The following is a 23,689-nucleotide window of genomic DNA, read 5'->3' on the forward strand; positions in this document are numbered from 1 at the left end:
TCATTGTTTTACTAGCATGAGAATCAGGCGCTTCATTGTCATGCAATTCAAGGGAAGCCTGATGGCTTTGCAGGTCCTTGTTGAGCGACTGGGTGTCCCCTGTCATTGGCAGCATCGCGGCCCATTTGAAATGGCGGTGTTTGACGACGGCGTTAGTAATTTGAAGCTCAATTGGTGGCCTGAGACCGGTGAATTGAGGCTTGTGGGAGATCCCGAGGTGCGTGATGAGTTGGCCAAGCGCCTTGAAGCATTGTTGGCAGAGCATGCTTCAAGCGCGTCTTGATGGTTTGTTGATGGGGTTGGGGTGTTGACGTCATCGTCTGCTGGCTCCGGGGCCCATTTGGTGTGAACCATGTCGCGTGCCGATTGTTTGAGATTGGGTTTCAGACATTGAGAGATGGTGGTCAGACGAGTCAGCCCTAGAGAGTGGTTGTTGCTCGTCTGTTGGTTGACCGGTCAGGAATCGTTGAGTCCGCTTGTTGGATGTCATCTAACGGGTGATGTCATCGCGATGGGCTGATGGGCTTCGGCCATGGGCCTGATCGGTTGAGTGGTTTCCTTGGTTGGCAGTTTTGGTGCTGCTGGCCACGCTGCAGTCAGTTGATCCGGCCCAATGGCCATATCTGCAGGCGGTGCTCCCCTGGTGCTCTGTTTGGGTGAGGCTCTGGTGGATCGATTGGGTCCCCTGGGTGGTGACCCCGCCACGGCGGCGCCGGCGGACTGCGACGACCGACTGGGGGGAGCTCCGGCCAATGTGGCCTGTGCCCTGGCGCGACTGGGCACGCCGGTGGGCTTCATCGGCCGTCTGGGTCTGGATGGCATCGGCGACAGTTTTCGCGAGCTCCTTGCAGATCGCGGCGTCGATCTGCGCGGCTTGCAAAGTGACCGTCACCGGCCCAGCCGCGTGGTGTTGGTGCGACGGGACGCCACCGGTGAGCGGGTGTTTCAGGGTTTCACCGGGGATCTGGGTGAGGGCTTCGCGGATCAGGCCCTTGATGCCCAGAGCCTTGGGCTGGTCTGGTCTGCCTTGGCGGATCAGGCGTTGTGGCTGTTGGTCGGCACCATTCCCCTGGCCACAGAGGCCTCGGCGCTGGCATTGCAGGCGGCGGTGCAGCAGGCCGCGGCATCCGGGGTACGTCTTGCTCTGGATGTGAACTGGCGCCCCACCTTCTGGGATGCCGCTGCCGATCCCGCTGCCGGCCCCGGGCCTGTTGCATTGACGCAGATGCGTCCGCTGCTGGAGCAGGCGGCCCTGATCAAGCTGGCGCGCGAGGAAGCCGAGTGGCTGTTCAGCAGCAGCGATCCTGTGGTGATCAGTGCAGGTCTGCCTCAGAGCCCCGATGTGCTGGTCACCGATGGTGGTCAGCCGGTGCGTTGGTGCATGGCGGGCCATGGCGGTTCGATGCCGGTGTTGGCGCCGCCACGGGTGGTGGACACCACTGGTGCCGGTGATGCCTTCACTGCAGGGCTGCTGCATCAGCTGGTGGCACTGACGCCATCGGCTGGGCAGCCGCTGCGGCTTAGCGAGGCGGTGGTGGAGCAGGTGGTGCGTTACGCGGCCGCCTGTGGTGCGCTGGTGTGTGCGGGTCCCGGAGGGATTGACCCCCAGCCCTTGCCCCACCGCGTGATGCAGTTTCTCAACCAGCTCAACGACTGAAGCGCAGGTCCGTTTCAGAACACTTCCACAGGGAGCGGGTGGCAGGCCATGAATTGCAGAGCTTCCTCGCGGTTGAACACGCTCGCGGTGGCTGAGCTGCTGCGCACGCAGCTGGCGCCAAGGGCGCTGCCCCAGCGCAGGCAGGTCGGCAGGTCTTGGTCGTCCAAGAGCGCCGCGATGAAGCCGGCATCGAAGGCATCGCCCGCACCGGTGCTGCCGACAACGTCCGTGCTGTAAGCACCGATGCGTAAACGCGTGGTGTCGCTCACCAGGTGATCGCCATATTGTCCTGAGGTGATCACCACCGTGTGAGCGCCTGCGGCCCGAAAGGCATCGGCTTGCTCCCAGGGGTGGCGGCAGCCCGTCAGTTCGGCGGCTTCCTCGTTGTTGGGCAGAAACCCGTCCACGTGGGGAAGGATGGCGCTGAGCCGCGCCATGGCGTTCGCATCCGCGACTTTCACCACATCCAGCACGATGCGCGTGCCGGCTGATCGGGCCAGTGCCAGTCGCTCAAGCATGTCCGGGCTCTCCAGACCATTCAGCATCAGAAATCCGCCGATGTAGAGCACGGCCACCGTCTCGATCAAATCCTCTGGGATCAGGGCGGGCGACAACAGCCTGTTGGCGCCGGCGTGGGCGATGAAGCGTCGGTCCTCTCCGCGCACATTGATCACGGCTGCCGTTGCGCTGGAGGCGTCCGTTGCGTGCACTAAGCCAGCGGTGTCGACACCTCTGTCTTCCAGCGTTTGTCGGATGAAAGTACCGAAGAGATCCTTCCCAATACAGGCGGCGATGCCCGTGCTCACATCCAACCGGGCCAGATTGAAGGCGGTGTTGGCGGCGCAGCCGCCGAGGCTGAGTTCGATCCCGTTGGTTTCGACCAACTGCCCCTGAGCCGGCAACGCCGGGATGGGCTGGCAGACCAGGTCAGCGCAGACACCGCCAAGGCAGAGGCAATCCATCGTCAGCGCATCAGCGTGGCGCGCCGGCCCCCATCGCTGCGATGGGCCAGTGTCAGCGTCCAGGCCTCCGGCAACGGCAGGCTGAGCCGTTCCGGCCACTCCACCACCAGAAGGGCTCCCATGCTCAGCGCTTCCTCTTCCTCCTGCAGAAACAGATCGTTGGCGGCCGCCGGTATCTCCAGCCGGTAGAGATCGAGATGCACCAGCGGCGGTGAACCCTGTGGGTAGTGCTGGGAAAGGGCGAAGGTGGGGCTAGTGATCGGTTCATCAATGCCCAGCGCGGCTGCGATGCCTTGGACGAGTGAGGTTTTTCCAGCGCCGAGCGGACCCTCCAGCATCAGCAGGCACGGTCGATCCGGCTGTTCCACCAACCAGCGGCCCAACGCGCGGGTGGCCTCCAGGTCCGCTAACACCCAGGACCGATCGGTAGATTGCGTGTCAAGCGAGCCCGAAGCCTCGGCGTCTCTGCAGAGATTCAACTCCACGTTTTTTTAGGGAGCACCGAAACCATGGTGGCAGCGCCCACGTCCGCGGCTGAACTGAAGCTTGACGTCGATTGCGTCATCGCCGATCTCAACCAGGCCGACTTCGGCCGCAAAGAGCTCGACATTGCCGAGACCGAGATGCCTGGTCTGATGGCGCTGCGAGAGAAGTACGGCAGTGAGAAGCCGCTGAAGGGTGCCCGCATCGCCGGCTCTTTGCACATGACCATTCAGACGGCCGTTCTGATCGAAACCCTGGTGGAGCTGGGCGCTGAAGTGCGCTGGGCGTCTTGCAACATCTTCTCCACTCAGGATCACGCCGCCGCGGCCATCGCTGCTCGGGGCATTCCCGTGTTCGCTGTGAAGGGCGAGACCCTGGAGGAGTATTGGGAGTACACCCACCGCATCCTCGAGTGGGGCGATGGTGGTTCTCCCAACATGATCCTGGATGACGGCGGCGATGCCACCGGTCTGGTGATGCTGGGTAGCAAGGCCGAGCAAGACATCACCGTTCTCGACAACCCCGGCAACGAAGAGGAGACCTTCCTGTTCGCTTCGATCAAAAAGAAGCTGGCGCAGGACCCCAGCTTCTATTCGCGTACCAAGGCCCAGATCCAGGGTGTGACCGAGGAGACCACCACCGGTGTGGCGCGTCTCTACAAGATGCAGAAGAGCGGAGAGCTTCCCTTCCCCGCCATCAACGTCAACGACTCGGTCACCAAGAGCAAGTTCGACAACCTCTACGGCTGCCGTGAGTCCTTGGTGGACAGCATCAAGCGCGCCACGGACGTGATGGTGGCGGGCAAGCAGGCCCTAGTGATCGGCTATGGCGATGTGGGCAAGGGTTCAGCCCAGTCTTTGCGCGGCCTCGGCGCCACGGTCTGCATCGCGGAAGTGGATCCGATCTGCGCTTTGCAGGCGGCCATGGAGGGCTACCGCGTGGTGCGTCTGGAGGACGTGGTCGAGGAGATGGACATCTTTGTGACCGCGACCGGCAACTTCCAGGTGATCCGCAACGAGCACCTCGAGAAAATGAAGGACGAGGCCATCGTCTGCAACATCGGTCACTTCGACAACGAGATCGATGTCGCCTCCCTTAAGAACTACGAGTGGGAAAACATCAAGCCGCAGGTGGATCACATCACCTTGCCCAGCGGCAACAAGATCATCCTGCTGGCGGAAGGCCGTCTGGTGAATCTTGGCTGCGCCACCGGCCACCCCAGTTTTGTGATGAGCAACTCCTTCACCAACCAGGTGCTGGCTCAGATCGAGCTGTTCACCAAGGGCGATGAGTACGGCAAAGAGGTGTACGTGCTGCCCAAGCATCTCGATGAGATGGTGGCCCGCCTGCACCTTGGCCGCATTGGCGCCAAGCTCACTGAGCTCAGCCAGGAACAGGCTGACTACATCAACGTGCCGGTGGAAGGTCCCTTTAAGCCTGACCACTACCGCTACTGATCGGTTGACGGTCAGCCAGGTCGCTTCGACGGCCTGGCTTTTTTGATACCCATTTTCAGCAGTGGCAGAACGGCTGATGACTCAGCGGTGGTTGGGTCTTTTGGGGCATCCGGTGTCTGACACAGTTGCTGCGGCTCTCCGGCGACCCGGCTAGCTCGCTTCCTTGCACCTGAGTGTCATTCATAGTCTCTTCATGGAAGACTTGCCCGGTCTTCCAGTGCACGCATGGGGCTCACCGAATTTGTCACTCAGCTGCCGGATTGGATCGGTGAGGCGGTAAAGGCCAATCCCTGGGCTGGGTATGCCGCCATCTTCGCGGCGATGTTCTTGGAGAATCTGTTTCCGCCCATTCCTTCAGAGCTGATCATGCCCCTAGGTGGCTTCTACGTGCAGCAGGGGCAGCTGCAGTTAATTCCGGTCGTTCTGGCTGGCTTGCTGGGCACCGTCCTTGGCGCGCTGCCCTGGTACGGGATCGGTCGTCTGATCAATGAGGAGCGAATTGAGCATTGGCTCAGTCGTCATGGGCGTTGGATCGGCATCAGCCCGGAAGAACTGGGGCGCAGCCGGCGCTGGTTCAACCGTTACGGCACGGCCCTGGTGTTCTGGGGGCGCCTTGTGCCCGGCATCCGCACCTTGATCTCGGTGCCGGCAGGGATTGAGCTGATGCCGATTACCCCGTTCCTGATTTGGACCACGGCCGGCAGCCTGATCTGGACCTTGCTGCTCACTGTTGCCGGCATGGTGCTAGGTGAGGGTTACAGCAATGTGGAGACTCTGATCGATCCGATCAGCAAAGGGATCAAGGTGGTGCTGGTGATTGCAGTGCTCGCCGGCGGAATCTGGCTTGGCCTGCGCATCTGGCGTCGTCGCAACGCCGCCGATTAATCCTTCGAACCCTCCGCCAAGATGCTGGCGTTGCCATCCGGTAACGCCAGCGCCCTAACGGCTGATCAGAAGGGCACTTCCTCCTCGCTGGGGGCGCCGCCGCCGAAGTTTCCGCCACCGAAATTGCCGGAGCCGGCCTCGTTGTCGCGCTTGGATCCCAGCAGTTCCAGACGATCCACCCGCACCACCGGCTTGCTGCGCTCTTCGCCGCTGTTGCGGTCCGTCCAGCGATCCAGCTTGAAGCTGCCGATGATGCCGAGCAGCGAGCCTTTTTTCACGTAATCGGCAGCGACCTGTGCTTGCTTGCCCCAGATCTCGAGATTGAACCAATCGGGTTCGTCATCGCGGCTGCGTCGGTTCACGGCGATCGTGAGGTTGGCCACCATGCTTCCGGATTCGAAGTAGCGCACTTCGGGGTCTCGGCCTGCCCGGCCGACGAGGGTCACGGAATTGACTCCCATTGAATTGCTCCTGTTAGTTGGGTTCATGATGCGCCACGGTTGCCGGAATTGACCGTTGTCGTGGCTGCTTTCAAGGAGTTCCCCCGTCGTGGCCAGACGTAACAGATGGGTCTGGAAACTGCTCCTATGATTCGCCGAAATGTGGTTCCGCCAGTGCTCTTCCGCCGCTTCCAGTTGTCCCGCGACATCGGCATTGACCTGGGCACGGCTAACACCCTGATTTACGTCTCCGGCAAGGGGATTGTGCTGCAGGAGCCCTCGGTGGTCGCCCTCGATCTTGAGCGCGGCGTCACCATGGCGGTAGGTGATGAAGCGAAGTTGATGCTGGGGCGGACGCCCGGCAACATCCGCGCAGTGCGTCCCTTGCGCGATGGCGTGATTGCTGATTTCGATGCCGCAGAGCAGATGCTCAAGACCTTTATTCAGAAGGGCAATGAGGGCCGCGGCATTGTTGCGCCAAGGTTGGTGGTGGGTATTCCTAGTGGTGTGACCGGGGTCGAACGGCGGGCCGTGCGCGAAGCCGGTCTAGCCGGCGCCCGCGAAGTGCACCTCATCGATGAGCCGGTGGCAGCTGCCATCGGTGCCGGTCTGCCGGTGACCGAACCGGTCGGAACGATGATTGTTGATATTGGTGGTGGCACCACCGAGGTCGCTGTGCTCAGTCTTGGTGGCACGGTGCTCAGCGAGTCGGTGCGGGTCGCAGGCGATGAAATCAGCGATTCCATCGGTGTGTATCTCAAGAAAGTGCACAACCTGGTGGTGGGCGAACGCACCGCAGAAGAGATCAAGATCCGCATCGGCTCTGCCTTCCCCGATAACGAGTTCGACCAGACTGTGATGGACGTGCGCGGCCTGCACTTGTTGTCCGGTCTGCCTCGCACCATTCAGCTCCAGGCCGGCGACCTCAGAGAGGCCATCGCCGAGCCACTCAATGTGATTGTGGAAGCGGTGAAGCGCACCCTGGAACGCACGCCGCCCGAACTGGCCGCCGACATCGTCGATCGCGGGATCATGCTGGCTGGAGGCGGTGCCCTAGTGCGGGGCCTTAGCGACTTGATCAGCCATGAGACCGGCATTTTCACGCACATTGCTGAAGACCCTCTGCTCTGCGTGGTCAAGGGATGCGGTCAGGTGCTTGAGGATTACAAACGTCTCCAGCGGGTGCTTGACACCCCTGAATTCGTTCGAGCCGCGGCTGCCGTCTAACCGCTATGGGTTCTTCCCAGTGGCCGCAGGGGTCGCGGCTGCGTTCGGTTCAGCGCCTGTGGCCCTGGTTGCTGCTGCTCGTGGCGCTTGGCTTGGTGCGATTCAGTAAAGGTGCCGGTTTCGCCGATGCCTTTGCGTTGATTAGCCGCCCGTTCTGGCCCGGTACGGCGCAGCGCGAATGGGTTCAATCCGCCACAAAGCAGGAAGAGGCTGCCCGACTGATGCTGCTGGAGGAAGACAACGCTCGCCTTCGGGGCCTGTTGAAACTAAACCAGCAGTCGTCTGGCGATTGGCTTCAAGCCGCTGTGATTTCGCGTGCCGCGTCCGGTTGGTGGCAGCAGCTGGAGCTCGGCACGGGATCGATCCAGGGTGTGGCCAAAGACGATGCGGTGGTGGGTCCCGGTGGTCTGGTCGGTCGTGTGCAGAGCGTGACGCCCACCACCAGTCGCGTGCGTTTGCTCACGGCTCCTGGTAGCCGGATCGGCGTCTGGTTGCCCCGCACCCGTCAGCATGGCCTGCTGTTGGGGCTGGGCACGGCTCGGCCTCAGTTGCAGTTTCTCGACAAGGAAGTTCGGGTGAAGGAAGGGGATCTGGTCAGCACCTCTCCTGCTAGCACTCTCTTGCCCCCCAATCTGCCGGTGGCGGTGGTGCAATCGATCAACCTGCGGGCTGTGCCAGCTCCCACGGCTCTGGTGCAATTGATTGCTGCTCCTGATGCCATCGACTGGGTTCAGGTGAAGGTGCGCTGATCCATGACCCCACTGCATCGCCAGCCCACCTGTGTGGCCTCCGTGTTGCTGGTGCCTCTGCTTCAGCTCGCAGGACCGTCCTGGCTCACTTTGGAGGGCGTCCCTCCCAGCTGGGCCATGCTCTGGTTGCTGCCCTGGTCTTTGGTGGATGGACCCGTCCCCGGTTTGATTGCTGGAGCCGGCCTGGGGATGGTGTTGGACGGGCTCAGCCTGGGCGACACCACGCAGGTGCCGGGATTGATGTTGATGGGCTGGTGGTGGGGACGACTGGGACGTCGCGGGCCACCGATTCAGCGCAGCCTCAATCTCGGTTTACTGGCCTGGATCGGCACGGTGGTGCTTGGGTTGAGCCTCTGGCTGCAGTGGCTGGTGCTGGGGGTACCGGAAGCGATGATCCAGGCTTGGGCACTGCACACCACCGTGGCGCAGTCGCTGATCACTGGACTGCTGGCCCCGATGGTCGGATCCTGGCAACTGCTCCTCTGGCGACGCCGGTCCCCTGCATGACTGAATTCAAACAACGGCGGTTGGTCCTGGTCGGTCTGGCGGTTGCAGGCCTGGCGACCATTGGCTGGGGCTGTCGTAGACCCGCAGCTCCGGAGAGCACGCTGCAGCTCTGGACTCTGGAGCTAGCGCCCAAATTCAACCCCTATATGACATCGGTGATTGAGGCCTGGGAGACCCGTTATCCAGATGTCCCGGTGCGTTGGACCGATCTCCTCTGGGGGACTGTGGAACGCAAGCTGCTGGCCGCGGTGTTTGCCCGCACGGCACCGGATCTGGTGAATCTGAATCCTCCTTTTGCTGCCAACTTGGCCAGCAAGGGAGGACTGACGGATCTCACCCCGCTGTTGCCCGATGGTGCCTCCGAGCGCTACTTGCCTTCGGTCTGGGATGCAGCTCGGGACCCAAAGGGCGGGCAGATTGCGATTCCCTGGTACCTCACGGTGCGTCTGAGCCTGGTGAACCGCGATCTGCTGCGCGGTGCTGGGCTCGAGCAGGCTCCTCAGCGCTGGGAGGACGTGCCCGCTTTTGCCAGACAAATCCGCGAACGCACCGGGCACTACGGAGTGTTTGTGACTGTGGTGCCGGATGACTCCGCCGAACTGCTGGAGTCGATGGTGCAGATGGGTGTGACCTTGCTCGATGACCGCCAGAGGGCTGCCTTCAATACCCCGGCCGGTCGCAAGGCTTTCGCCTTCTGGACCAATCTTTACCGGGAGGGTCTCTTGCCGCGGGAAGTGGTCAGCCAGGGACAGCGGCGGGCAGTCGAGCTGTTTCAGAGCGGTGAGCTGGCCTTGCTAGCCAGTGGTGCGAAGTTCCTGGGCAACATCCAGACCAATGCACCCGGGGTGGCAGCGGTCACCGAGCCACGACCGCCGCTCACCGGGACTGATGGAGTGGCCAATGTGGCTTTGATGACCCTAGTGGTCCCGCGGCAAAGCGACAACGCTGCGGATGCGGTGCTGTTTGCTCTCTTCCTCACCAATGGCGAGAACCAGGCCCGCTTCGCGCGCGAGGCGCTGGTACTGCCCTCGTCGACGCAGGCCCTGGCGGCGGTGAGGGCGGAGTTGGAGGCAGAGCGTCCCTCGGATCCAGGCGCTGCTCAGATTCGTGAGGCACGGTTGCTGTCTGCTGAAACCCTGGAGCGGGCACGGGTGCTTGTGCCGGCTACACCAGGTGTGAAGCGGCTTCAAAGCATCATTTACACCCAGCTGCAGCGGGCGATGCTGGGCCAGATCAGCAGTGATCAGGCCGTGCGTGAGGCTGAAGAGCAGTGGAATCGCTACGCACGCTCACGCTGGCCTTGAAAGACTCGGATTTGGCGAGATCTAATCCTTAAGAGAAGGCAAAGTCTGCGCTCCTTAGCCAATCAAAAGTCTCGATCTGCTCACCCCGAACGGTAGGGTTGCGACTCTTCAAGTAGGGAGCGCATGCCAGAAGGGCCATCACAAACCAGAGGTGATGGGCCGCTTCAGCTGGCTCCTGAGCCCCACAAAGCCACCGTGCTGGTGGTCGACGATGAGCCTGCAGTTCGTCGCGTTTTGGTGATGCGGCTCCAGTTAGCTGGTTACCGAGTGGTCTGTGCCGAAGATGGCGAGCAGGCCTTGGAAATGTTCCACAGCGAGTCACCGGACCTGGTGGTGCTCGATGTGATGCTGCCCAAGCTCGATGGCTTCGCTGTTTGCCGTCGCTTGCGCGCCGAGTCTTGTGTACCAATCATTTTCCTCTCCGCGCTGGAAGCCATTTCCGAGCGGGTGGCGGGACTTGATCTTGGGGCTGACGATTACCTTCCGAAACCCTTCAGCCCGAAGGAGCTGGAAGCGCGCATCGCCACCATTCTGCGCCGGGTGGGCCGCGGCTCTGCCACCGCCGAACCCAGGGAGCTGCCAACCGGTCAGGGCGTGGTGCGCGTCGGTGATCTGGTGGTGGACACCAACCGTCGACAGGTGACGCGTGGTAACGAACGCATCTCGCTCACCTACACAGAGTTCAGCCTTCTTGAGCTGTTGTTCCGCGAGCCCGGCCGTGTGGTGCCTCGTGCCGAAATCCTGGAACAACTCTGGGGTTACCCACCCCGCCGTGCCGCTGATCTGCGTGTGGTGGACGTGTATGTGGCCCGCTTGCGTGGCAAGTTAGAGCCCGACCCTCGCAACCCGGAGCTGATTCTCACCGTCCGTGGCATTGGTTATTCCTCTCAGCGCATGGGCGATGGTGCTCCTGCTGCTGCAGCTGGCTAGGCCTTTGCAGGGTGTGTTTGATTGTTGAGGGTCGCCTTCGGGTCCCATCGACCGGCAGAGTGGCGCCCGACTGCATCCCGCTCCCCTGTGTCTGAACTGCGTGAGACCCGCCTCGAGAAGGCGAATGCACTCAGAGATCAGGGCCGTGAGCCCTACGCCTTGCTGTTTGAGCCGACCCATCGGATGGCTGCGCTGCAGGCGAACCATGCTGATTTGCCCAAGGGTGAGGAGCGGGACTGCACTGTGGCGGTGGCCGGCCGGGTGATGACCCGTCGGGTTATGGGCAAGCTCGCCTTCTTCACTCTGGCGGATGAAACTGGCACGATTCAGCTGTTTCTCGAGAAAGCTGCCCTGGGGGAGGCTTTTGCCCAGATCACGTCCCTAGTGGATTCAGGGGATCTAATCGGGGTCCAGGGCATCCTGCGCCGCACCGACCGCGGTGAATTGTCGGTGAAGGTGAGTGAGTGGACGATGCTCACCAAGGCTTTGCAGCCTTTGCCAGACAAGTGGCATGGCCTGGCGGATGTGGAGAAGCGCTACCGCCAGCGTTACCTCGACCTGATCGTGACGCCCCAGTCCAGAGAGACCTTCAGGCGCCGGGCGAACACGGTGAGTGCCATTCGCCGCTGGTTGGATGACCGTGCGTTTCTGGAGATCGAGACTCCGGTGCTCCAGAGCCAGCCCGGTGGTGCCGATGCCCGTCCCTTCGAGACCCATCACAACGCTCTGGACCTGCCGCTGACGTTGCGGATTGCCACGGAGCTGCACCTCAAGCGTCTCGTGGTCGGTGGATTTGAACGGGTTTACGAGCTGGGGCGCATCTTCCGCAACGAGGGCGTCAGCACCCGCCATAACCCTGAATTCACCTCGGTGGAGATTTACCAGGCCTACAGCGATTACATCGGGATGATGGAGCTCACCGAGCAGATGGTGAGCTCGGTCTGTCAGGAGGTCTGCGGCACCACCACCCTCACCTATCAGGGAACCGAGATTGATCTGGCCCCGCCTTGGCGTCGCGCCACCATGCATGAGCTGGTGGAGGACGCCACCGGACTGGATTTCAACAGCTTTACTCGCCGTGATGACGCAGCGACCGCGATGCAGGCGAAAGGCCTGCATGCACCTGAGCTGGCTGATTCGGTGGGTCGATTGCTGAACGAAGCCTTTGAGCAGTCGGTGGAGTCGACGCTGATCCAGCCCACATTCGTGATCGATTACCCGGTGGAGATTTCACCCCTGGCGCGCCCGCATCGCAGCAAGCCTGGACTGGTCGAACGCTTTGAGCTGTTCATTGTGGGTCGTGAACATGCCAATGCGTTCAGTGAGCTCACCGATCCTGTGGATCAGCGCCAGCGCCTGGAAGCGCAGCAGGAGCGCAAGGCTGCCGGCGATCTCGAGGCCCAGGGTCTGGATGAAGATTTCGTCACGGCCTTAGAAGTGGGCATGCCGCCGACGGGCGGGCTTGGCATCGGCATTGATCGGCTGGTGATGCTGCTTACCGACAGTCCTTCGATCCGCGATGTGATCGCCTTCCCGCTGCTGCGGCCCGACGCTTAAAGCAGTCCTTCAAGCCGGAATTGGCCACCCTGAACCCTCAGGGTGGATAATGGTTCACAGTGGCATGGTCCCTTTCCCATGAGTGGTGAGCGCGTAGGTTTCCGCTTCAAGCACGCCGATGCGGTGGTCAAGCGCAATCCCCAGGGGCGCTCCCGCCGTGGCTGGGTGATGGAGCCGGTGGAGCAGACCACCAGCCGAGGCACCAAAATGCCCGCCTATCGCATCCGCTGGCGAGACAGTGAGCGTCCTGAGATCGTGTTGCAGCACATGCTGATTGCCGATCCTGACCCCACGCCTCCACCCGAAAATGTGAGTCTCGAGCCCCCTGCCCCCAAGGCTTGAGGGTCGCTTTCAGCTGAGGCCCTGACGGCGCCTCAGCTCCTCCAGCTCCTGGTGGGCCTCGAACAAGGCCCAGTCTTCATCCAGGCTGCGTTGTCCCGATTGTTGACTGGCCTGCTGGTTGAGGTCAGAGATCTGACGGTCGAGGTCCTTGAAGCTCTGTCCGAGCCGATCCAGCTCTGTCCAGAGAACTCTGCCTTGATTCATCAAGGTGCTGACGTGGTCTTTGGCCCGCTGCGCCAGGTCATCGGCACCGGCATCGCGGGCTTTGTCGCTGCGTGCACCCCAGGCCTGCACCTGTTCGGCAAGCGACAGCAACTGGCGACGTAGGTCCCGGGCTTGCAGCTGCATCTGATCGCGTCTTCGGCAGAGATCGCGTTGCCGGTCCTGCAGGTGCTGCTCCTGGAGCAGACGATCTTGATCGGGATTGGAACGCAGAAACGCGTCCAGGCGCTCTTCCAGATTGCGCTCCAGTTGATCCAGCCAGGTGGGGGCCATCAGTTGGTCTGGCCGGCCTGGTCCGGTGCTCGGGTGATTAATGGTGCTTCGATCTCCTCCTGGAGCGGCGTGATCGCTGCTTCGCGGGAACGCAGCATCAGCTGCGTCAGCCGCGCCACCGCCCCTTCCCCCATTTCGAGTTGGCCGATCCGCTCGAACGCTCCCATGTAAATCGCCTCCAGTTCGCTGATCAGCTGCTCACGCTGGGCCTTGATCGTCTGACGTCGTTCTTCAAGTCCCATGGCTGTGCTTCAGCGGCTCTAATGTTCAGTCTGCCGGTTCCAGCCAGTGCAGGGAGAGGTCGTCGGCCGGGTCGTGCCAGCGGCGACACCAGCGCCAACCTGCGGCTTCAGCCAGATCACAGGCCATCTCGGGTGAATACTTGACGCTGTATTCCGTCACCAGCGGTTCACCAGCGGCAAAGCGCCAGGAGCTGGAACCGATGGAGACGGTCTGTTCGCAGTCGCTCACCAGAACCATCTGCACGCGGCTGTGCGCCGCTTGCCATTGCGCCTGATAAGAGAATCGTTGGGGCTGAAAATCGGCGCTCAGGTCCCGGTTCAGGCGCTGCAGCAAATTGCGGGCGAAGGCGGCGGAGATGCCTGCCGCATCGTCGTAGGCGGCTTCCAGCCTTGTCTGCGATTTGGGCTGATCCAAACCGAGCAGCAGGGGGCCGCCATCCAGCAGCAGGCGGAAGCGCCGCAACAGCCGAACTGCTTCCTCCTGCGTGAAGTTGCCGAGGGAGCTGCCAGGGAAAAAGCCCAGACGTCGCTGCCCTTGCAGCAGCGGGTGGTCAGGCAGGACCTCCAGCCGGCTGTGATCGCAGCAGATGCCCAGCATCGGCACCCCGGGGTGCGCAGCTTGCAGTGCGGCTGTGGCCTGCTGGAGATGGGCTGCACTGATGTCGAGTGCCACATAGGCCGCGGGTTGCATCGCGTTCAGCAATGGCCCCACCTTGCGGGCGCTGCCGGCACCGAATTCAACGATCACGCCAGAGCCCATGGCGGTGGCGATCTCCTCGGCTGACTGCTCCAGGAGGGCAATTTCCGTGCGCGTGAGGCTGTATTCCGGTTGTTGGCAGATTTGATCGAACAGCTGCGAGCCCTCAGCGTCGTAGAGGAACCAGGCGGGGAGCTGTCGGGGTTCCCGTTCCAGGCCTTCTTTCACCAATCGCTGCATGTCCGCCGCGGGCGGATGCAGGTCGATCAAGGTTGGCCGTGTGGCGGTGGTAATTGTCATGGGGGGTGGTCATCGCGCCAGACGTAGACCTGCGGCCATCCACCGGCTCACTGGGGGGAAGAAGTTTCGGTAGGTGTCGCGGGCATGTCCAGGGGGGGTGAGCCGGCTGCTGCCACGCAGCACGAACTGGGAGGTCATGAATTTGCCGTTGTATTCGCCAACAGCCCCGGCCGCGGGATGAAACCCGGGATAGGGCCGATAGGGGCTGGCGGTCCATTGCCACAGCTGGCCATGGCTCTGGAGCAGGTTTTCTCCATGCTGAACCCTGGCGAATTCCCATTCTGCTTCGTTGGGTAACCGTGCCCCGGCCCAACGGGCAAAGGCATCAGCTTCGAACCAGCTGAGGTGACGCACTGGCCGGTGATCCTCTAGTGGGCGTCGGCTTCCCAGAGTGAATTCCCAGCGCCAGGGCCCCTCTCCATCGCGATCCCGCCGCCAGTAGCGGGGTGCTTGCCAGCCCCGGCGTTGGCACTCCGCCCACCCCTCGCTCATCCACAGGTCTGGGCGGCGGTAACCACCGTCGTCGATGAAGCGGCGATAGGCCCCGTTGCTCACCAGCCGATCGGCGATGGCAAAGGGGTCGAGCCAGGTGCGGTGGCGTGGTCCTTCGTTATCGAAATGGAAGCTATCCCCTTGGTGGCCCACCTCCACCAGCCCTCCCCGGCAGTGCAGCCAGGGACCATGGAGGTCGTCGGCGCAGGTCGGGCCGCTGTCAGGCAGATCCTCATCTTGCTCACACCAGTCGTCGCGATAGGCGGGCTCCAGGGGTTGCCGGCTGAAGCCATCGAGTAGATCCATCAGGAGCAACTCCTGATGCTGCTGCTCGTGCTGCAGTCCCAGCTCCACCAGCTCCCGCCAGGGGCCATCGGCGTGATGCACTAGCAGCGTCTCCAGGGCCTGGGTAACCCGTTGTCTCCAGGCCGCAACGTCGGCCATGGGTGGTCGGCTGAGGAGGCCTCGCTGCGGCCGCGGCTGGCGAGGACCGACCGTGTCGTAATAGGAATTGAACAGGTAGCTCCAGCGGGGATCTGCCGGTGTGTAATCCGGCTGATGGGGCTTCAACACGAAGGTTTCAAAAAACCAGGTGGTGTGGGCTAGGTGCCATTTAGGCGGGCTGGCATCGGCCATGCCCTGCAGATTGAGGTCCTCTGCGTCGAGCGGAGCGATCAAGGCTTCGCTGGCCTGACGCACCTCCAACAGTCGATCCAGGAGGGAGCCAGCGGCCATGGGATGGAGTCGTACCCGAGTGACCCTAGGGAGATCCTCAGCAAGTTCAGCGAGACACTGCACTTAGCATCAGCCAACTCTGCAGCCCCATTCGTGATCGGCACGTTGTTGGCTGAGCGGTATCGCCTGGATCGGTGTTGCTCCAACGATCCTGATCGATCGGATGCTGTGCTCTGGCGTGCTGCCGACCAGATGGCCGGGGATACGGCTGTGGCACTCAGGCAGTTGAAAACTGATGCGGCTCAGCAGCGATTTCGCCAGTTGTGGCCAGCGATCCAGTCGGTGCTGCATCCTCAGATTCCTCGCTTTGGAGGGCTGATTGAGTCCCACGACAGCTTCTGGCTGGTGCGCGAGTGGCAGGAGGGGTCGACCCTCCACCAGATCCAGGAGCAGCGGCTTCAGCGCCAGCTGGTGTTTGGTGCTGGTGAGGTGCTGCTCTTGATGCGTCAACTGCTCTCACCTCTGGCGGTGCTTCACGGCCATGCGCTGGTGCACGGCGACATCAATCCCCGCAATCTCCTGCGCCGCGATCATGACGGGTTGCCGGTGCTGCTCGATTTCGGACTGTTGCAGCGCTCTGGAGCCCAGCCCCTCGAGGGTGCCTCAGCGAGCTATGCCCCGCGAGCGCAAGGCCGGCGGGAACCGGCTGCGGCCTGGATGGATCTTCATGGGCTCGGGGTGACGGCGCTCACCTTGCTCACCGGGCGGCCGCCGGAGCAGTTATTGGATGCCGAAGGTCTCCACTGGAGCGCGCCCGCTGATCTTGAACTGGCCCCCCCCTACCGCCAAGTGCTGGAGCGTTTGCTGTCGGAGCAGCCGGACCAGCGCTTTGATGAAGCCTCTGAAGCCCTCCGCGCTCTCCAGGCGGTAACGATGCCTGAATCGACGGGGCCGCAGCCCCGCGCCGATCGCACCGTGGTGTTGGCCCCTGTGGTGGCGGCTGATCCCGACCCTGAATCCATCGCAGCCCACTCACCGGATCTGCCGACGTTCACGCCGCCAGCCAGGCAGGCCTCGCGCCGCCGCCCGCGGGCGGAGGAACGTCAACAGGCAGCGGAAGGACGCCTCTGGCCTGTGGTGGCTGCCTTGCTGATCTCGGCTGTGTTGGGGACGGCCATTGGTTGGTTTCTGCTCAGCAGGGGTAAATCACCGGCTGAGGCGCCTTCCACCGATCGTGATCTGATCGGTCGTGGGGCCACCAGCCTGCCCCCCGCTGAGGTGGATCAACGACAGCAGTTGCTCAGTCGTCTGCGGGCGTTGCAGGTGGATCGCAGTTGGTTCCTGCAACTGGTGGATGCCAGCCTGATGGCCCGTTTCCCCGAGCGTGGTGGTCGCCTGCCCAGTGATTCCCTCGACGATGCCCCACTTCGGCGGGTCTGGAATGACCTGGCCGATGAGTGGCTGGCTCGGGTGGAACGACTGCCGCCCGCCCTGCGCAGTCGCCTGGGTCAGCTCAAACCTGCCGACTGGCAAAGTCAGCGACAGGCCTTGGTCGATCAAGGGGTGAACGCCAGGGTGGTAGAGCAACTTGTGAGTGCTTCAGCCCAAGCGCTGTTGCCGGGTGCACCGGCAGGGGTCAAACCGCCGGAGCCTTACCGGCAGCTCTGGATTGCTGCGGCGTTGCGCAGCCTGGAGGACGTGCAGATTGAAACCGTGAAGGCCCGGCAGCTCACGCCCACGGTGCTCACCAGCCGGGTGCCTGCAGGTGGGGCACGATTGATTTCAATTGCGGTGCCGGCCGGGCGCCGTCTGGTGCTTGGCATCAATGGCACCCCACTGATGCAGATGACGGTCTTTGCAGCCGACGGTGCAGTGATGGCGGACCGTGGACCGCTTCGGGTGGTCACCCTTCCGGTCGAGGCGGGATCACCGGTGCAGGTGCTCGTCACCAACGACGGTGTGTCCTCGGGACTGCTGACGCTGTCTTGTCGTGCCGATCTGCCGGGATCTCAACCGTTACCGGAGGTGGACCTGGATCCGATTCCAGACCCGGCCACCGGCGTGCAGGGCCCTGTCGAGGCGCTTCCGGAACCGCCCGGTCCGAAGCCGGCGGGTGTGGAGGAGCCTCCGACTCAGTCCGATGCATCTGGCGAAGCTGTAGAGCCCAGTGCACCTCAGGCTCTGCCGGCACCGGCTGGCATCGCTTCACCGCCGCCGCCCTAAGCGCATCGCTTAATAACGGGCGATGGCGGCCCGGGTTTCTTTCTTAATCTGCTTGTCTTTTTCGGCGGCACGCTTGTCGTGCAGCTTGCGGCCTTTACCAAGGCCAATTGTCAGCTTGATCCAGGAGCCCTGCAGGTGCATGTTCAGCGGGATCAGCGTTAACCCCTTCTGATCCAGCTGACCGCGCAATTTGTCGATCTCCCGGCGATGCGCCAGCAGCCGCCGCACTCGGAGGGGGTCGTGGTTGTAGTAGCCGCTGGCGTGGGTGTGAGGGGAGATATGCACGTTGTGCAGTTGCAGCTGGCCGTTGCGGATCAGACAAAAGCCATCGCGCAGGTTGGCCTGACCGGCCCGGATCGACTTCACCTCGGTCCCCACCAGCTCAATGCCGGTTTCCAGGGTTTCGAGGATGTCGTATTGGTGCCTGGCCAGCCGGTTGTCCGCCAGTAGGCGATTGGCGGCAGCCCGCGCTGCTGCGTTCTTTTTGCCTCCACCCTTGGCCATGGACCGTTCGGCTCCTCAGCCGCTTGATTCCCCGACCCTATCCAGGGCTCGGTACCCTTCCAACCATGGCGATCGTTTCTTCCAACGCCGCAGCCCCACGCCCCCGGCCGGAACGGCCGACTAGCCGGGTCGTGGATGGTGCCCGGCAAGCCGGAGACGATCTGGATCCAACGGCGGCCCCTGGTCGCGATGACGGCCTCAGACCTCGCCGTTTGGACGACTACATCGGTCAGCGCGAGCTCAAGCAGGTGCTCGGTATCGCCGTGCAGGCGGCCCTCGGTCGTGGTGATGCGCTTGATCACGTGCTGCTCTACGGACCGCCGGGTCTCGGCAAAACCACCATGGCCATGGTGTTGGCCGAAGAATTGGGGGTGAACTGCCGCATCACCAGTGCTCCTGCTCTGGAGCGCCCCCGTGACATCGTTGGCTTGCTGGTGAATTTGCAGCCTCAGGAGCTGTTGTTCATCGATGAGATTCACCGGCTCAGTCGGGTGGCAGAAGAACTGCTCTATCCCGCGATGGAAGATCGGCGCTTGGATCTCACCGTGGGTAAGGGCAGCACCGCCCGAACCCGTGCCCTTGAGCTGCCACCTTTCACTCTGGTGGGAGCCACCACCCGGGCCGGTGCGCTCAGCTCGCCGCTGCGCGATCGCTTCGGTTTGATTCAGCGGTTGGAGTTCTACGGATTGGACGACCTGCAGGCAATTGTGGAGCGGGCTGCGGGACTGCTGGAGTTAGACCTCAGCCCTGAGGCCTGTGCTGAGATCGCCCGCCGCTGCCGGGGCACGCCGCGGATTGCCAATCGTTTGCTTCGGCGGGTGCGTGACGTGGCCTGTGTGCGTGAGTGCACCGGCTGCATCGATCGCGACCTGGTGGATGAGGCCCTCACACTGCACCGGGTGGATCAAAAGGGCCTGGATGCCAGTGATCGCAGGCTGCTCGAGCTGCTGATCCAGTCCCATGGCGGTGGCCCTGCAGGGTTAGACACCCTGGCGGCAGCCCTCGGAGAAGATCCCACCACGTTGGAATCCGTGGTGGAGCCCTATCTGCTTCAGCTCGGCTTTCTGCAGCGCACACCGCGCGGACGGGTGGTGACGGACGCGGGGCGATGTCATCTTGGCTGGTCGGATCAGGAGGCAGCGGCATGAACTGGCGGAGACAGCTGATCGCATGGTTTCTGCCGGTGCTGCTGCTGGCGTCCTGGCCTCCAACGGCGGCCTGGGCGGCAGCGGACGATCTGCCAACTCTGTTCGATCGCGCCCTGGCCCTCAGCCGACAAGGCGATCCTGAGCAGGCGCTGCCGATCTGGGATCAGGTGCTCGACCTCGCTCCCAGGGATGCGGCGGCCTGGAGCAATCGCGGCAATGTGCGCTTGATGCTCGGGGATCCGGAGGGGGCGATTGCAGATCAGACCCGCTCCATTGAATTGGCTCCCGATGACGCTGACCCGCATCTGAACCGCGGGACCGCGGAAGAAGCCCTGCAGCGCTGGCCCGAGGCCGCGGCGGATTACGACTGGATTCTCAATCGTGATCCGAGCGATGCGTCGGCGCTTTACAACCTTGGCAATGTGCGTGGTTCGGAAGGCGACTGGCGGGAAGCCCAGCGTCTCTACCGCCTGGCTGCCGATGCCAGGCCGGGTTTTGCCATGGCCCGTTCCAGTGATGCCTTGGCTCTGTATCAGCTGGAGGATCTTCAGGAAGCCGAACGCCAGCTTCGCAATCTGATCCGTCGGTATCCCTTGTTTGCCGATGCCCGCGCTGCCCTTAGTGCTCTGCTCTGGCGCGTGGGTTCCCGCGGTGAAGCCGAAAGTCATTGGGCGGCAGCTGCTGGATTGGATCCCAGCTACCGCGATGCTTCCTGGCTGGCACAGGTGCGCCGCTGGCCGCCAGGCCCGATTGCGGATCTTGAGCGCTTTCTTGCGCTGGAGGTGGCATGACGACCCTCGCTCCGTCTTGGTCCGAGCGCCTGATCCAGCTGCTGCCGGAGTTGATCGAGTTCCGGCGTCATCTGCATGCCCATCCGGAACTCAGCGGTGAGGAACATCAGACAGCAGCGCTGATTGCCGGTGAGCTGCGCGAGGCCGGTTGGCGAGTGCGTGAGGGGGTGGGACGAACCGGTGTTGTGGCGGAGCTGGGGCCTGGGCAAGGGCCAACAATCGGCCTGCGGGTCGACATGGATGCGTTACCGATTGAGGAACGCACCAAACTTCCTTATTCATCTGTTCGCCAGGGCGTGATGCACGCCTGTGGGCACGACCTGCACAGCACCGTTGGCGTGGGTGTGGCGCGACTGCTGGCTGCTGAAGCGTCGTTGCCCTTTGGTATCCGTCTGCTGTTTCAACCGGCGGAGGAGATTGCCCAGGGTGCGCGCTGGATGCGTGAAGCCGGCGCCGCGGATGGTCTGGCCGGCCTGTTCGGGGTGCACGTGTTCCCCTCGTTGCCTGTGGGCAACATCGGCGTGCGCTGCGGCAGCCTCACTGCCGCTGCCGGTGAGCTGGAAATTGAAGTGATCGGTGAGGGCGGCCACGGAGCACGACCGCATCAGTCGGTGGATGCGATCTGGATTGCATCCCGGGTGGTCACTGGTTTGCAGGAGGCGATCAGCCGCCGGCTGGATGCCCTGCACCCGGTGGTGGTGAGTTTCGGCCGGATCGAAGGGGGCAAGGCTTACAACGTGATTGCCGATCGCGTCACCCTGCTGGGCACCGTTCGCTGTCTCTGCAGCGATCTGCACGATCGATTGCCCGGTTGGATTGAGGACACGGTGCAGGCCATTTGCTCGACCTTTGGGGCGACGGCCGTGGTGCGTTACCGCTGCATCGCGCCGCCTGTGCACAACGACCCTCGGCTCACGGCGCTGTTGGAACGATGTGCCATCGAGCAGCTGGGATCGGATCAGGTGCTGCGGTTGGAGCATCCATCGCTCGGAGCGGAAGATTTTGCTGAGCTGATTCGCGATGTGCCGGGAATGATGTTCCGCCTGGGAGTGGCAGGTCCCGACGGATGCGCTCCCCTGCACAACGGTCATTTCCTGCCGGATGAGCGTTGTTTGGAGACAGGTATCCGGGTGTTGACCGCTGCGATCCTGGCTTGGGAGCCGGTGTTATGACCCGCCCATCGCGTTTGCCCGTGTCTGTGTTGCTGTCTTTAGCAGCACCGTTGCTTGTGTTGTTGGGCTTGGTTGGCCTGGTTCAGAGGGAGGGGACCGATCGTTGGCAGGCTCTACCTGCCATCCTTGTGGGCTCTGGCCTGGTGATCCATGCGGTCGTGGGTCGCCGGCGCCGGCGCCACAAACTGCTGGTGGCTTTGCGCAGCAGTCGATTCGAGGAGCACTGAGTCCATGGCATCCACACCGCCATCGCCTGCGGATGACGCTCCCGATCTCGACGCGCTGCGCACAGCGATCGGTTCTGGAGACCCCACCCTGGCGATGCCGGCTCTCACCCAGCTGCGCTTCTGCACCGACGAGGAGGCGGTGCCTTTGTTGGTGCTGGGCAGTGAGCAGGAGGCCTTCCTGGTGCGTTCCCTGAGTTGCAGCGGGCTGGGTTACAAGCGCACGGAGCAGGGTTGGTCGGTGCTGGAGAAGCTGCTGCGAAATGACAATGACAGCAACGTGCGAGCTGAAGCCGCCAATTCCCTAGCCAGTTATGGCGTGGAGCGGGCCTGGCCTCTGCTGAAGGCAGCGTTCCTGGCCGATGACGCTTGGCTGGTGCGCTGCAGCATCCTCTCGGCTCTAGCGGAGCAGCCCCAGATCAACTTGGGTTGGTTGTTGGACCTTGCCTCCGTCGCCATCACCGATGCCGATGGCACCGTGCGGGTCAGTGGCGCCGAGATCCTGGGTCGGATTGTGCGTGAGGGCCGGGATCAACCGGTCGGTGAGCAGGCGCGGACGTTGTTGCGGCCCTTGCAGCAGGACGGCGACCATCGGGTGGTGGCGGCGGCACTGAACGGCTTGCAAGCGACCTGACCCCTCCACTTTCGGAACGCTTGCTACGGTTCAAACACCACTAGGGGTGCCTGAGGTCGTTCGCGGCCGGAAGGGCTGAGATCACACCCTCTGAACCTGATCCGGGTCATGCCGGCGCCAGGGAAGTGACCACATGTGATCCGCGGCTGATCGGCCGGCTCCTGGCAGTCCATTTGCTGAACGGATCATGCGTACTTCCTGGGTTGAGTCCCGTCGCGGACAAGCCAACGTGTCGCAAATGCACTTCGCCCGGCAGGGTGTGGTGACCGAAGAAATGGCCTTTGTGGCCCATCGGGAGAACCTGCCTGAATCGCTGGTGATGGAGGAGGTGGCTCGGGGCCGGATGGTGATCCCCGCCAACATCAACCACGGCAATCTGGAACCGATGGCGATCGGCATCGCCAGCAAGTGCAAGGTGAACGCCAACATCGGTGCCTCCCCTAATGCCTCTGACGCCGAGGAGGAGGTAAAGAAGCTGAAGTTGGCGGTGAAGTACGGCGCCGACACGGTGATGGATCTCTCCACCGGCGGTGTGAATTTGGATGAGGTGCGCACTGCGATCATCAACGCCTCCCCGGTGCCCATCGGCACCGTGCCCGTGTATCAAGCACTCGAGAGCGTGCATGGTTCGATCGAACGTCTGTCGGAAGACGACTTCCTGCACATCATCGAGAAGCACTGCCAACAGGGCGTCGACTACCAGACCATCCATGCGGGTCTGCTGATTGAGCACCTGCCCAAAGTGAAGGGCCGGATCACCGGCATCGTCAGCCGTGGCGGCGGCATCTTGGCCCAATGGATGCTGTATCACCACAAGCAGAATCCGCTCTACACCCGCTTCGACGACATCTGCGAGATCTTCAAGCGCTACGACTGCACCTTCTCGTTGGGTGATTCCCTTCGTCCTGGCTGTCAGCACGATGCCTCCGATGCTGCACAGCTGGCTGAGCTGCACACCTTGGGTGAGCTGACGCGCCGCGCTTGGAAGCACGACGTGCAGGTGATGGTGGAGGGCCCTGGCCATGTGCCCATGGATCAGATCGAGTTCAACGTGAAGAAGCAGATGGAGGAGTGCAGCGAAGCACCCTTCTATGTGCTGGGCCCTCTGGTGACCGACATCGCGCCTGGTTACGACCACATCACCTCCGCCATCGGTGCCGCCATGGCCGGCTGGCATGGCACAGCGATGCTCTGCTACGTGACGCCCAAGGAGCACCTGGGTCTGCCCAATGCCGACGATGTGCGTGAAGGACTGATCGCTTACAAGATTGCCGCTCATGCGGCTGATATCGCCCGTCATCGCCCTGGTGCGCGGGATCGTGACGATGAGCTGAGCCGTGCCCGCTACGCCTTCGACTGGAACAAGCAGTTCGAGCTGTCCTTGGATCCAGAGCGGGCTAAGGAGTATCACGACGAGACCCTGCCGGCCGACATCTATAAGCAGGCGGAGTTCTGCTCGATGTGCGGTCCCAAGCACTGTCCGATGCAGACCAAGATCACCGATGAAGATATCGAGGGACTCGAAAAAGCTTTAGATGCCAAACGTGGAGCCGCTGATATGGCTGGAGTGAAGTTGAAGAAGGCGGACTGAG

At 62.8% G+C, this 23,689-nt stretch carries 26 protein-coding genes and 1 riboswitch; of the genes, 18 read left to right on the forward strand and 8 right to left on the reverse strand.

From position 1 onward, the window contains the following. Positions 1-40 precede the first annotated feature (40 nt). Entirely contained in the window at positions 41-283 is a 243-nt protein-coding gene (locus SynA1825c_RS00725) for a hypothetical protein (protein WP_186469865.1), read from the forward strand. A 330-nt stretch (positions 284-613) separates the two neighbouring features. Further along, positions 614-1,657 carry a carbohydrate kinase gene (locus SynA1825c_RS00730; protein ID WP_186469866.1) on the forward strand — a complete coding sequence of 348 codons (1,044 nt, stop codon included), beginning with the start codon at positions 614-616 and terminating at the stop codon, positions 1,655-1,657. A 14-nt stretch (positions 1,658-1,671) separates the two neighbouring features. On the opposite strand, the gene SynA1825c_RS00735 is transcribed toward SynA1825c_RS00730, so the two are convergent. Together SynA1825c_RS00735 and tsaE are read right to left on the reverse strand one after the other, a co-directional pair. Continuing rightward, positions 1,672-2,718 (reverse strand): carbohydrate kinase family protein, encoded by a 1,047-nt coding sequence (locus SynA1825c_RS00735; protein ID WP_255478418.1) that lies wholly within the window; start codon positions 2,716-2,718, stop codon positions 1,672-1,674. Beyond that, positions 2,622-3,104 (reverse strand): tRNA (adenosine(37)-N6)-threonylcarbamoyltransferase complex ATPase subunit type 1 TsaE, encoded by a 483-nt coding sequence (tsaE, locus tag SynA1825c_RS00740; protein ID WP_186469868.1) that lies wholly within the window; start codon positions 3,102-3,104, stop codon positions 2,622-2,624. Before tsaE ends, SynA1825c_RS00735 begins: the two co-directional genes overlap by 97 nt. Positions 3,105-3,128: 24 nt before the next feature. On the opposite strand from tsaE, the gene ahcY reads away from it, so the two are divergent. Together ahcY and SynA1825c_RS00750 are read left to right on the forward strand one after the other, a co-directional pair. Next, positions 3,129-4,559: an adenosylhomocysteinase gene (gene ahcY / locus SynA1825c_RS00745; RefSeq protein WP_186469869.1), complete on the forward strand. Its 1,431-nt coding sequence runs from the start codon at positions 3,129-3,131 to the stop codon at positions 4,557-4,559. Positions 4,560-4,784: 225 nt separating this feature from the next. Beyond that, positions 4,785-5,444, forward strand: coding sequence for a DedA family protein (locus SynA1825c_RS00750; RefSeq protein ID WP_186469870.1), 660 nt, complete (start codon positions 4,785-4,787; stop codon positions 5,442-5,444). A gap of 65 nt (positions 5,445-5,509) precedes the next feature. Here SynA1825c_RS00750 and SynA1825c_RS00755 read toward each other — a convergent pair whose 3' ends face one another. After that, positions 5,510-5,905 carry a single-stranded DNA-binding protein gene (locus SynA1825c_RS00755; protein WP_186469871.1) on the reverse strand — a complete coding sequence of 132 codons (396 nt, stop codon included), beginning with the start codon at positions 5,903-5,905 and terminating at the stop codon, positions 5,510-5,512. Positions 5,906-6,058: 153 nt separating this feature from the next. On the opposite strand from SynA1825c_RS00755, the gene SynA1825c_RS00760 reads away from it, so the two are divergent. From SynA1825c_RS00760 to SynA1825c_RS00790, 7 genes are all read left to right on the forward strand, one after another. Next, positions 6,059-7,111 (forward strand): rod shape-determining protein, encoded by a 1,053-nt coding sequence (locus SynA1825c_RS00760; RefSeq protein ID WP_304623067.1) that lies wholly within the window; start codon positions 6,059-6,061, stop codon positions 7,109-7,111. Between the two features lie 5 nt (positions 7,112-7,116). Then, entirely contained in the window at positions 7,117-7,860 is a 744-nt protein-coding gene (gene mreC / locus SynA1825c_RS00765; RefSeq protein WP_186469873.1) for a rod shape-determining protein MreC, read from the forward strand. A gap of 3 nt (positions 7,861-7,863) precedes the next feature. Next, the gene (locus SynA1825c_RS00770) at positions 7,864-8,367 is read left to right on the forward strand and encodes a rod shape-determining protein MreD (RefSeq protein WP_186469874.1); all 504 of its coding nucleotides are present in this window, start codon (positions 7,864-7,866) and stop codon (positions 8,365-8,367) included. Further along, the gene (locus tag SynA1825c_RS00775) at positions 8,364-9,671 is read left to right on the forward strand and encodes a sugar ABC transporter substrate-binding protein (protein ID WP_186469875.1); all 1,308 of its coding nucleotides are present in this window, start codon (positions 8,364-8,366) and stop codon (positions 9,669-9,671) included. The genes SynA1825c_RS00770 and SynA1825c_RS00775 overlap by 4 nt, the downstream gene beginning before the upstream one ends. A 123-nt stretch (positions 9,672-9,794) precedes the next feature. Beyond that, on the forward strand, positions 9,795-10,601 hold the full coding sequence (gene rpaB, locus SynA1825c_RS00780; RefSeq protein WP_255477007.1) for a response regulator transcription factor RpaB: 807 nt from the start codon (positions 9,795-9,797) through the stop codon (positions 10,599-10,601). A gap of 87 nt (positions 10,602-10,688) precedes the next feature. Further along, on the forward strand, positions 10,689-12,158 hold the full coding sequence (lysS, locus tag SynA1825c_RS00785) for a lysine--tRNA ligase (protein WP_186470924.1): 1,470 nt from the start codon (positions 10,689-10,691) through the stop codon (positions 12,156-12,158). Between the two features lie 78 nt (positions 12,159-12,236). Further along, the gene (locus SynA1825c_RS00790; RefSeq protein WP_006042532.1) at positions 12,237-12,500 is read left to right on the forward strand and encodes a hypothetical protein; all 264 of its coding nucleotides are present in this window, start codon (positions 12,237-12,239) and stop codon (positions 12,498-12,500) included. Positions 12,501-12,509: 9 nt separating this feature from the next. Here the strand turns inward: SynA1825c_RS00790 and SynA1825c_RS00795 are convergent, their stop codons facing one another. Genes SynA1825c_RS00795 through egtB form a run of 4 tightly spaced genes read right to left on the reverse strand, consistent with a single transcriptional unit; the run spans position 12,510 to position 15,461 of the window. After that, a complete protein-coding gene (locus SynA1825c_RS00795) occupies positions 12,510-12,995 on the reverse strand; it encodes a hercynine metabolism protein (protein ID WP_186469876.1) in 486 nt (161 codons plus the stop codon). Beyond that, the gene (locus tag SynA1825c_RS00800) at positions 12,995-13,237 is read right to left on the reverse strand and encodes a hercynine metabolism small protein (RefSeq protein WP_186469877.1); all 243 of its coding nucleotides are present in this window, start codon (positions 13,235-13,237) and stop codon (positions 12,995-12,997) included. The genes SynA1825c_RS00795 and SynA1825c_RS00800 overlap by 1 nt, the downstream gene beginning before the upstream one ends. Before the next feature lie 25 nt (positions 13,238-13,262). Beyond that, entirely contained in the window at positions 13,263-14,234 is a 972-nt protein-coding gene (gene egtD, locus SynA1825c_RS00805) for an L-histidine N(alpha)-methyltransferase (protein WP_255478419.1), read from the reverse strand. 9 nt (positions 14,235-14,243) lie between these two features. Beyond that, entirely contained in the window at positions 14,244-15,461 is a 1,218-nt protein-coding gene (gene egtB / locus SynA1825c_RS00810) for an ergothioneine biosynthesis protein EgtB (protein WP_186469878.1), read from the reverse strand. A gap of 93 nt (positions 15,462-15,554) precedes the next feature. Between egtB and SynA1825c_RS00815 the strand changes: the two genes are divergently transcribed. Next, positions 15,555-17,624 (forward strand): protein kinase, encoded by a 2,070-nt coding sequence (locus tag SynA1825c_RS00815; RefSeq protein WP_255478477.1) that lies wholly within the window; start codon positions 15,555-15,557, stop codon positions 17,622-17,624. Positions 17,625-17,633: 9 nt separating this feature from the next. Here SynA1825c_RS00815 and smpB read toward each other — a convergent pair whose 3' ends face one another. Beyond that, positions 17,634-18,128 (reverse strand): SsrA-binding protein SmpB, encoded by a 495-nt coding sequence (gene smpB, locus SynA1825c_RS00820; protein ID WP_186469880.1) that lies wholly within the window; start codon positions 18,126-18,128, stop codon positions 17,634-17,636. Positions 18,129-18,193: 65 nt separating this feature from the next. Between smpB and ruvB the strand changes: the two genes are divergently transcribed. From ruvB to thiC, 6 genes are all read left to right on the forward strand, one after another. Continuing rightward, positions 18,194-19,276, forward strand: coding sequence for a Holliday junction branch migration DNA helicase RuvB (ruvB, locus tag SynA1825c_RS00825; RefSeq protein WP_186469881.1), 1,083 nt, complete (start codon positions 18,194-18,196; stop codon positions 19,274-19,276). Then, positions 19,273-20,067 carry a tetratricopeptide repeat protein gene (locus SynA1825c_RS00830; RefSeq protein ID WP_255478420.1) on the forward strand — a complete coding sequence of 265 codons (795 nt, stop codon included), beginning with the start codon at positions 19,273-19,275 and terminating at the stop codon, positions 20,065-20,067. Before ruvB ends, SynA1825c_RS00830 begins: the two co-directional genes overlap by 4 nt. Continuing rightward, positions 20,064-21,239, forward strand: coding sequence for an amidohydrolase (locus SynA1825c_RS00835; RefSeq protein WP_186469882.1), 1,176 nt, complete (start codon positions 20,064-20,066; stop codon positions 21,237-21,239). Before SynA1825c_RS00830 ends, SynA1825c_RS00835 begins: the two co-directional genes overlap by 4 nt. Next, complete coding sequence (locus SynA1825c_RS00840) at positions 21,236-21,466, forward strand: DUF3188 domain-containing protein (RefSeq protein WP_186469883.1); 231 nt, start codon at positions 21,236-21,238, stop codon at positions 21,464-21,466. Before SynA1825c_RS00835 ends, SynA1825c_RS00840 begins: the two co-directional genes overlap by 4 nt. Before the next feature lie 4 nt (positions 21,467-21,470). Then, entirely contained in the window at positions 21,471-22,097 is a 627-nt protein-coding gene (locus tag SynA1825c_RS00845) for a HEAT repeat domain-containing protein (protein ID WP_186469884.1), read from the forward strand. 32 nt (positions 22,098-22,129) lie between these two features. Further along, a riboswitch (TPP riboswitch) is annotated at positions 22,130-22,238 on the forward strand. Positions 22,239-22,284: 46 nt separating this feature from the next. Next, a complete protein-coding gene (gene thiC / locus SynA1825c_RS00850; RefSeq protein WP_186469885.1) occupies positions 22,285-23,688 on the forward strand; it encodes a phosphomethylpyrimidine synthase ThiC in 1,404 nt (467 codons plus the stop codon). Position 23,689 lies beyond the last annotated feature (1 nt).

This window comes from Synechococcus sp. A18-25c, assembly GCF_014280035.1.
GTDB lineage: Bacteria > Cyanobacteriota > Cyanobacteriia > PCC-6307 > Cyanobiaceae > Synechococcus_C.

Coding starts and splice junctions, on each gene's coding strand:
- SynA1825c_RS00725 (WP_186469865.1), top strand. CDS start 41: ATGCAATTCAAGGGAAGCCTGATGGCTTTGCAGGTCCTTGTTGAGCGA.
- SynA1825c_RS00730 (WP_186469866.1), top strand. CDS start 614: ATGGCCATATCTGCAGGCGGTGCTCCCCTGGTGCTCTGTTTGGGTGAG.
- ahcY (WP_186469869.1), top strand. CDS start 3,129: ATGGTGGCAGCGCCCACGTCCGCGGCTGAACTGAAGCTTGACGTCGAT.
- SynA1825c_RS00750 (WP_186469870.1), top strand. CDS start 4,785: ATGGGGCTCACCGAATTTGTCACTCAGCTGCCGGATTGGATCGGTGAG.
- SynA1825c_RS00755 (WP_186469871.1), bottom strand. CDS start 5,905: ATGGGAGTCAATTCCGTGACCCTCGTCGGCCGGGCAGGCCGAGACCCC.
- mreC (WP_186469873.1), top strand. CDS start 7,117: ATGGGTTCTTCCCAGTGGCCGCAGGGGTCGCGGCTGCGTTCGGTTCAG.
- SynA1825c_RS00770 (WP_186469874.1), top strand. CDS start 7,864: ATGACCCCACTGCATCGCCAGCCCACCTGTGTGGCCTCCGTGTTGCTG.
- SynA1825c_RS00775 (WP_186469875.1), top strand. CDS start 8,364: ATGACTGAATTCAAACAACGGCGGTTGGTCCTGGTCGGTCTGGCGGTT.
- rpaB (WP_255477007.1), top strand. CDS start 9,795: ATGCCAGAAGGGCCATCACAAACCAGAGGTGATGGGCCGCTTCAGCTG.
- SynA1825c_RS00790 (WP_006042532.1), top strand. CDS start 12,237: ATGAGTGGTGAGCGCGTAGGTTTCCGCTTCAAGCACGCCGATGCGGTG.
- SynA1825c_RS00795 (WP_186469876.1), bottom strand. CDS start 12,995: ATGGCCCCCACCTGGCTGGATCAACTGGAGCGCAATCTGGAAGAGCGC.
- SynA1825c_RS00800 (WP_186469877.1), bottom strand. CDS start 13,237: ATGGGACTTGAAGAACGACGTCAGACGATCAAGGCCCAGCGTGAGCAG.
- egtD (WP_255478419.1), bottom strand. CDS start 14,234: ATGACAATTACCACCGCCACACGGCCAACCTTGATCGACCTGCATCCG.
- egtB (WP_186469878.1), bottom strand. CDS start 15,461: ATGGCCGCTGGCTCCCTCCTGGATCGACTGTTGGAGGTGCGTCAGGCC.
- smpB (WP_186469880.1), bottom strand. CDS start 18,128: ATGGCCAAGGGTGGAGGCAAAAAGAACGCAGCAGCGCGGGCTGCCGCC.
- ruvB (WP_186469881.1), top strand. CDS start 18,194: ATGGCGATCGTTTCTTCCAACGCCGCAGCCCCACGCCCCCGGCCGGAA.
- SynA1825c_RS00830 (WP_255478420.1), top strand. CDS start 19,273: ATGAACTGGCGGAGACAGCTGATCGCATGGTTTCTGCCGGTGCTGCTG.
- SynA1825c_RS00835 (WP_186469882.1), top strand. CDS start 20,064: ATGACGACCCTCGCTCCGTCTTGGTCCGAGCGCCTGATCCAGCTGCTG.
- SynA1825c_RS00840 (WP_186469883.1), top strand. CDS start 21,236: ATGACCCGCCCATCGCGTTTGCCCGTGTCTGTGTTGCTGTCTTTAGCA.
- SynA1825c_RS00845 (WP_186469884.1), top strand. CDS start 21,471: ATGGCATCCACACCGCCATCGCCTGCGGATGACGCTCCCGATCTCGAC.
- thiC (WP_186469885.1), top strand. CDS start 22,285: ATGCGTACTTCCTGGGTTGAGTCCCGTCGCGGACAAGCCAACGTGTCG.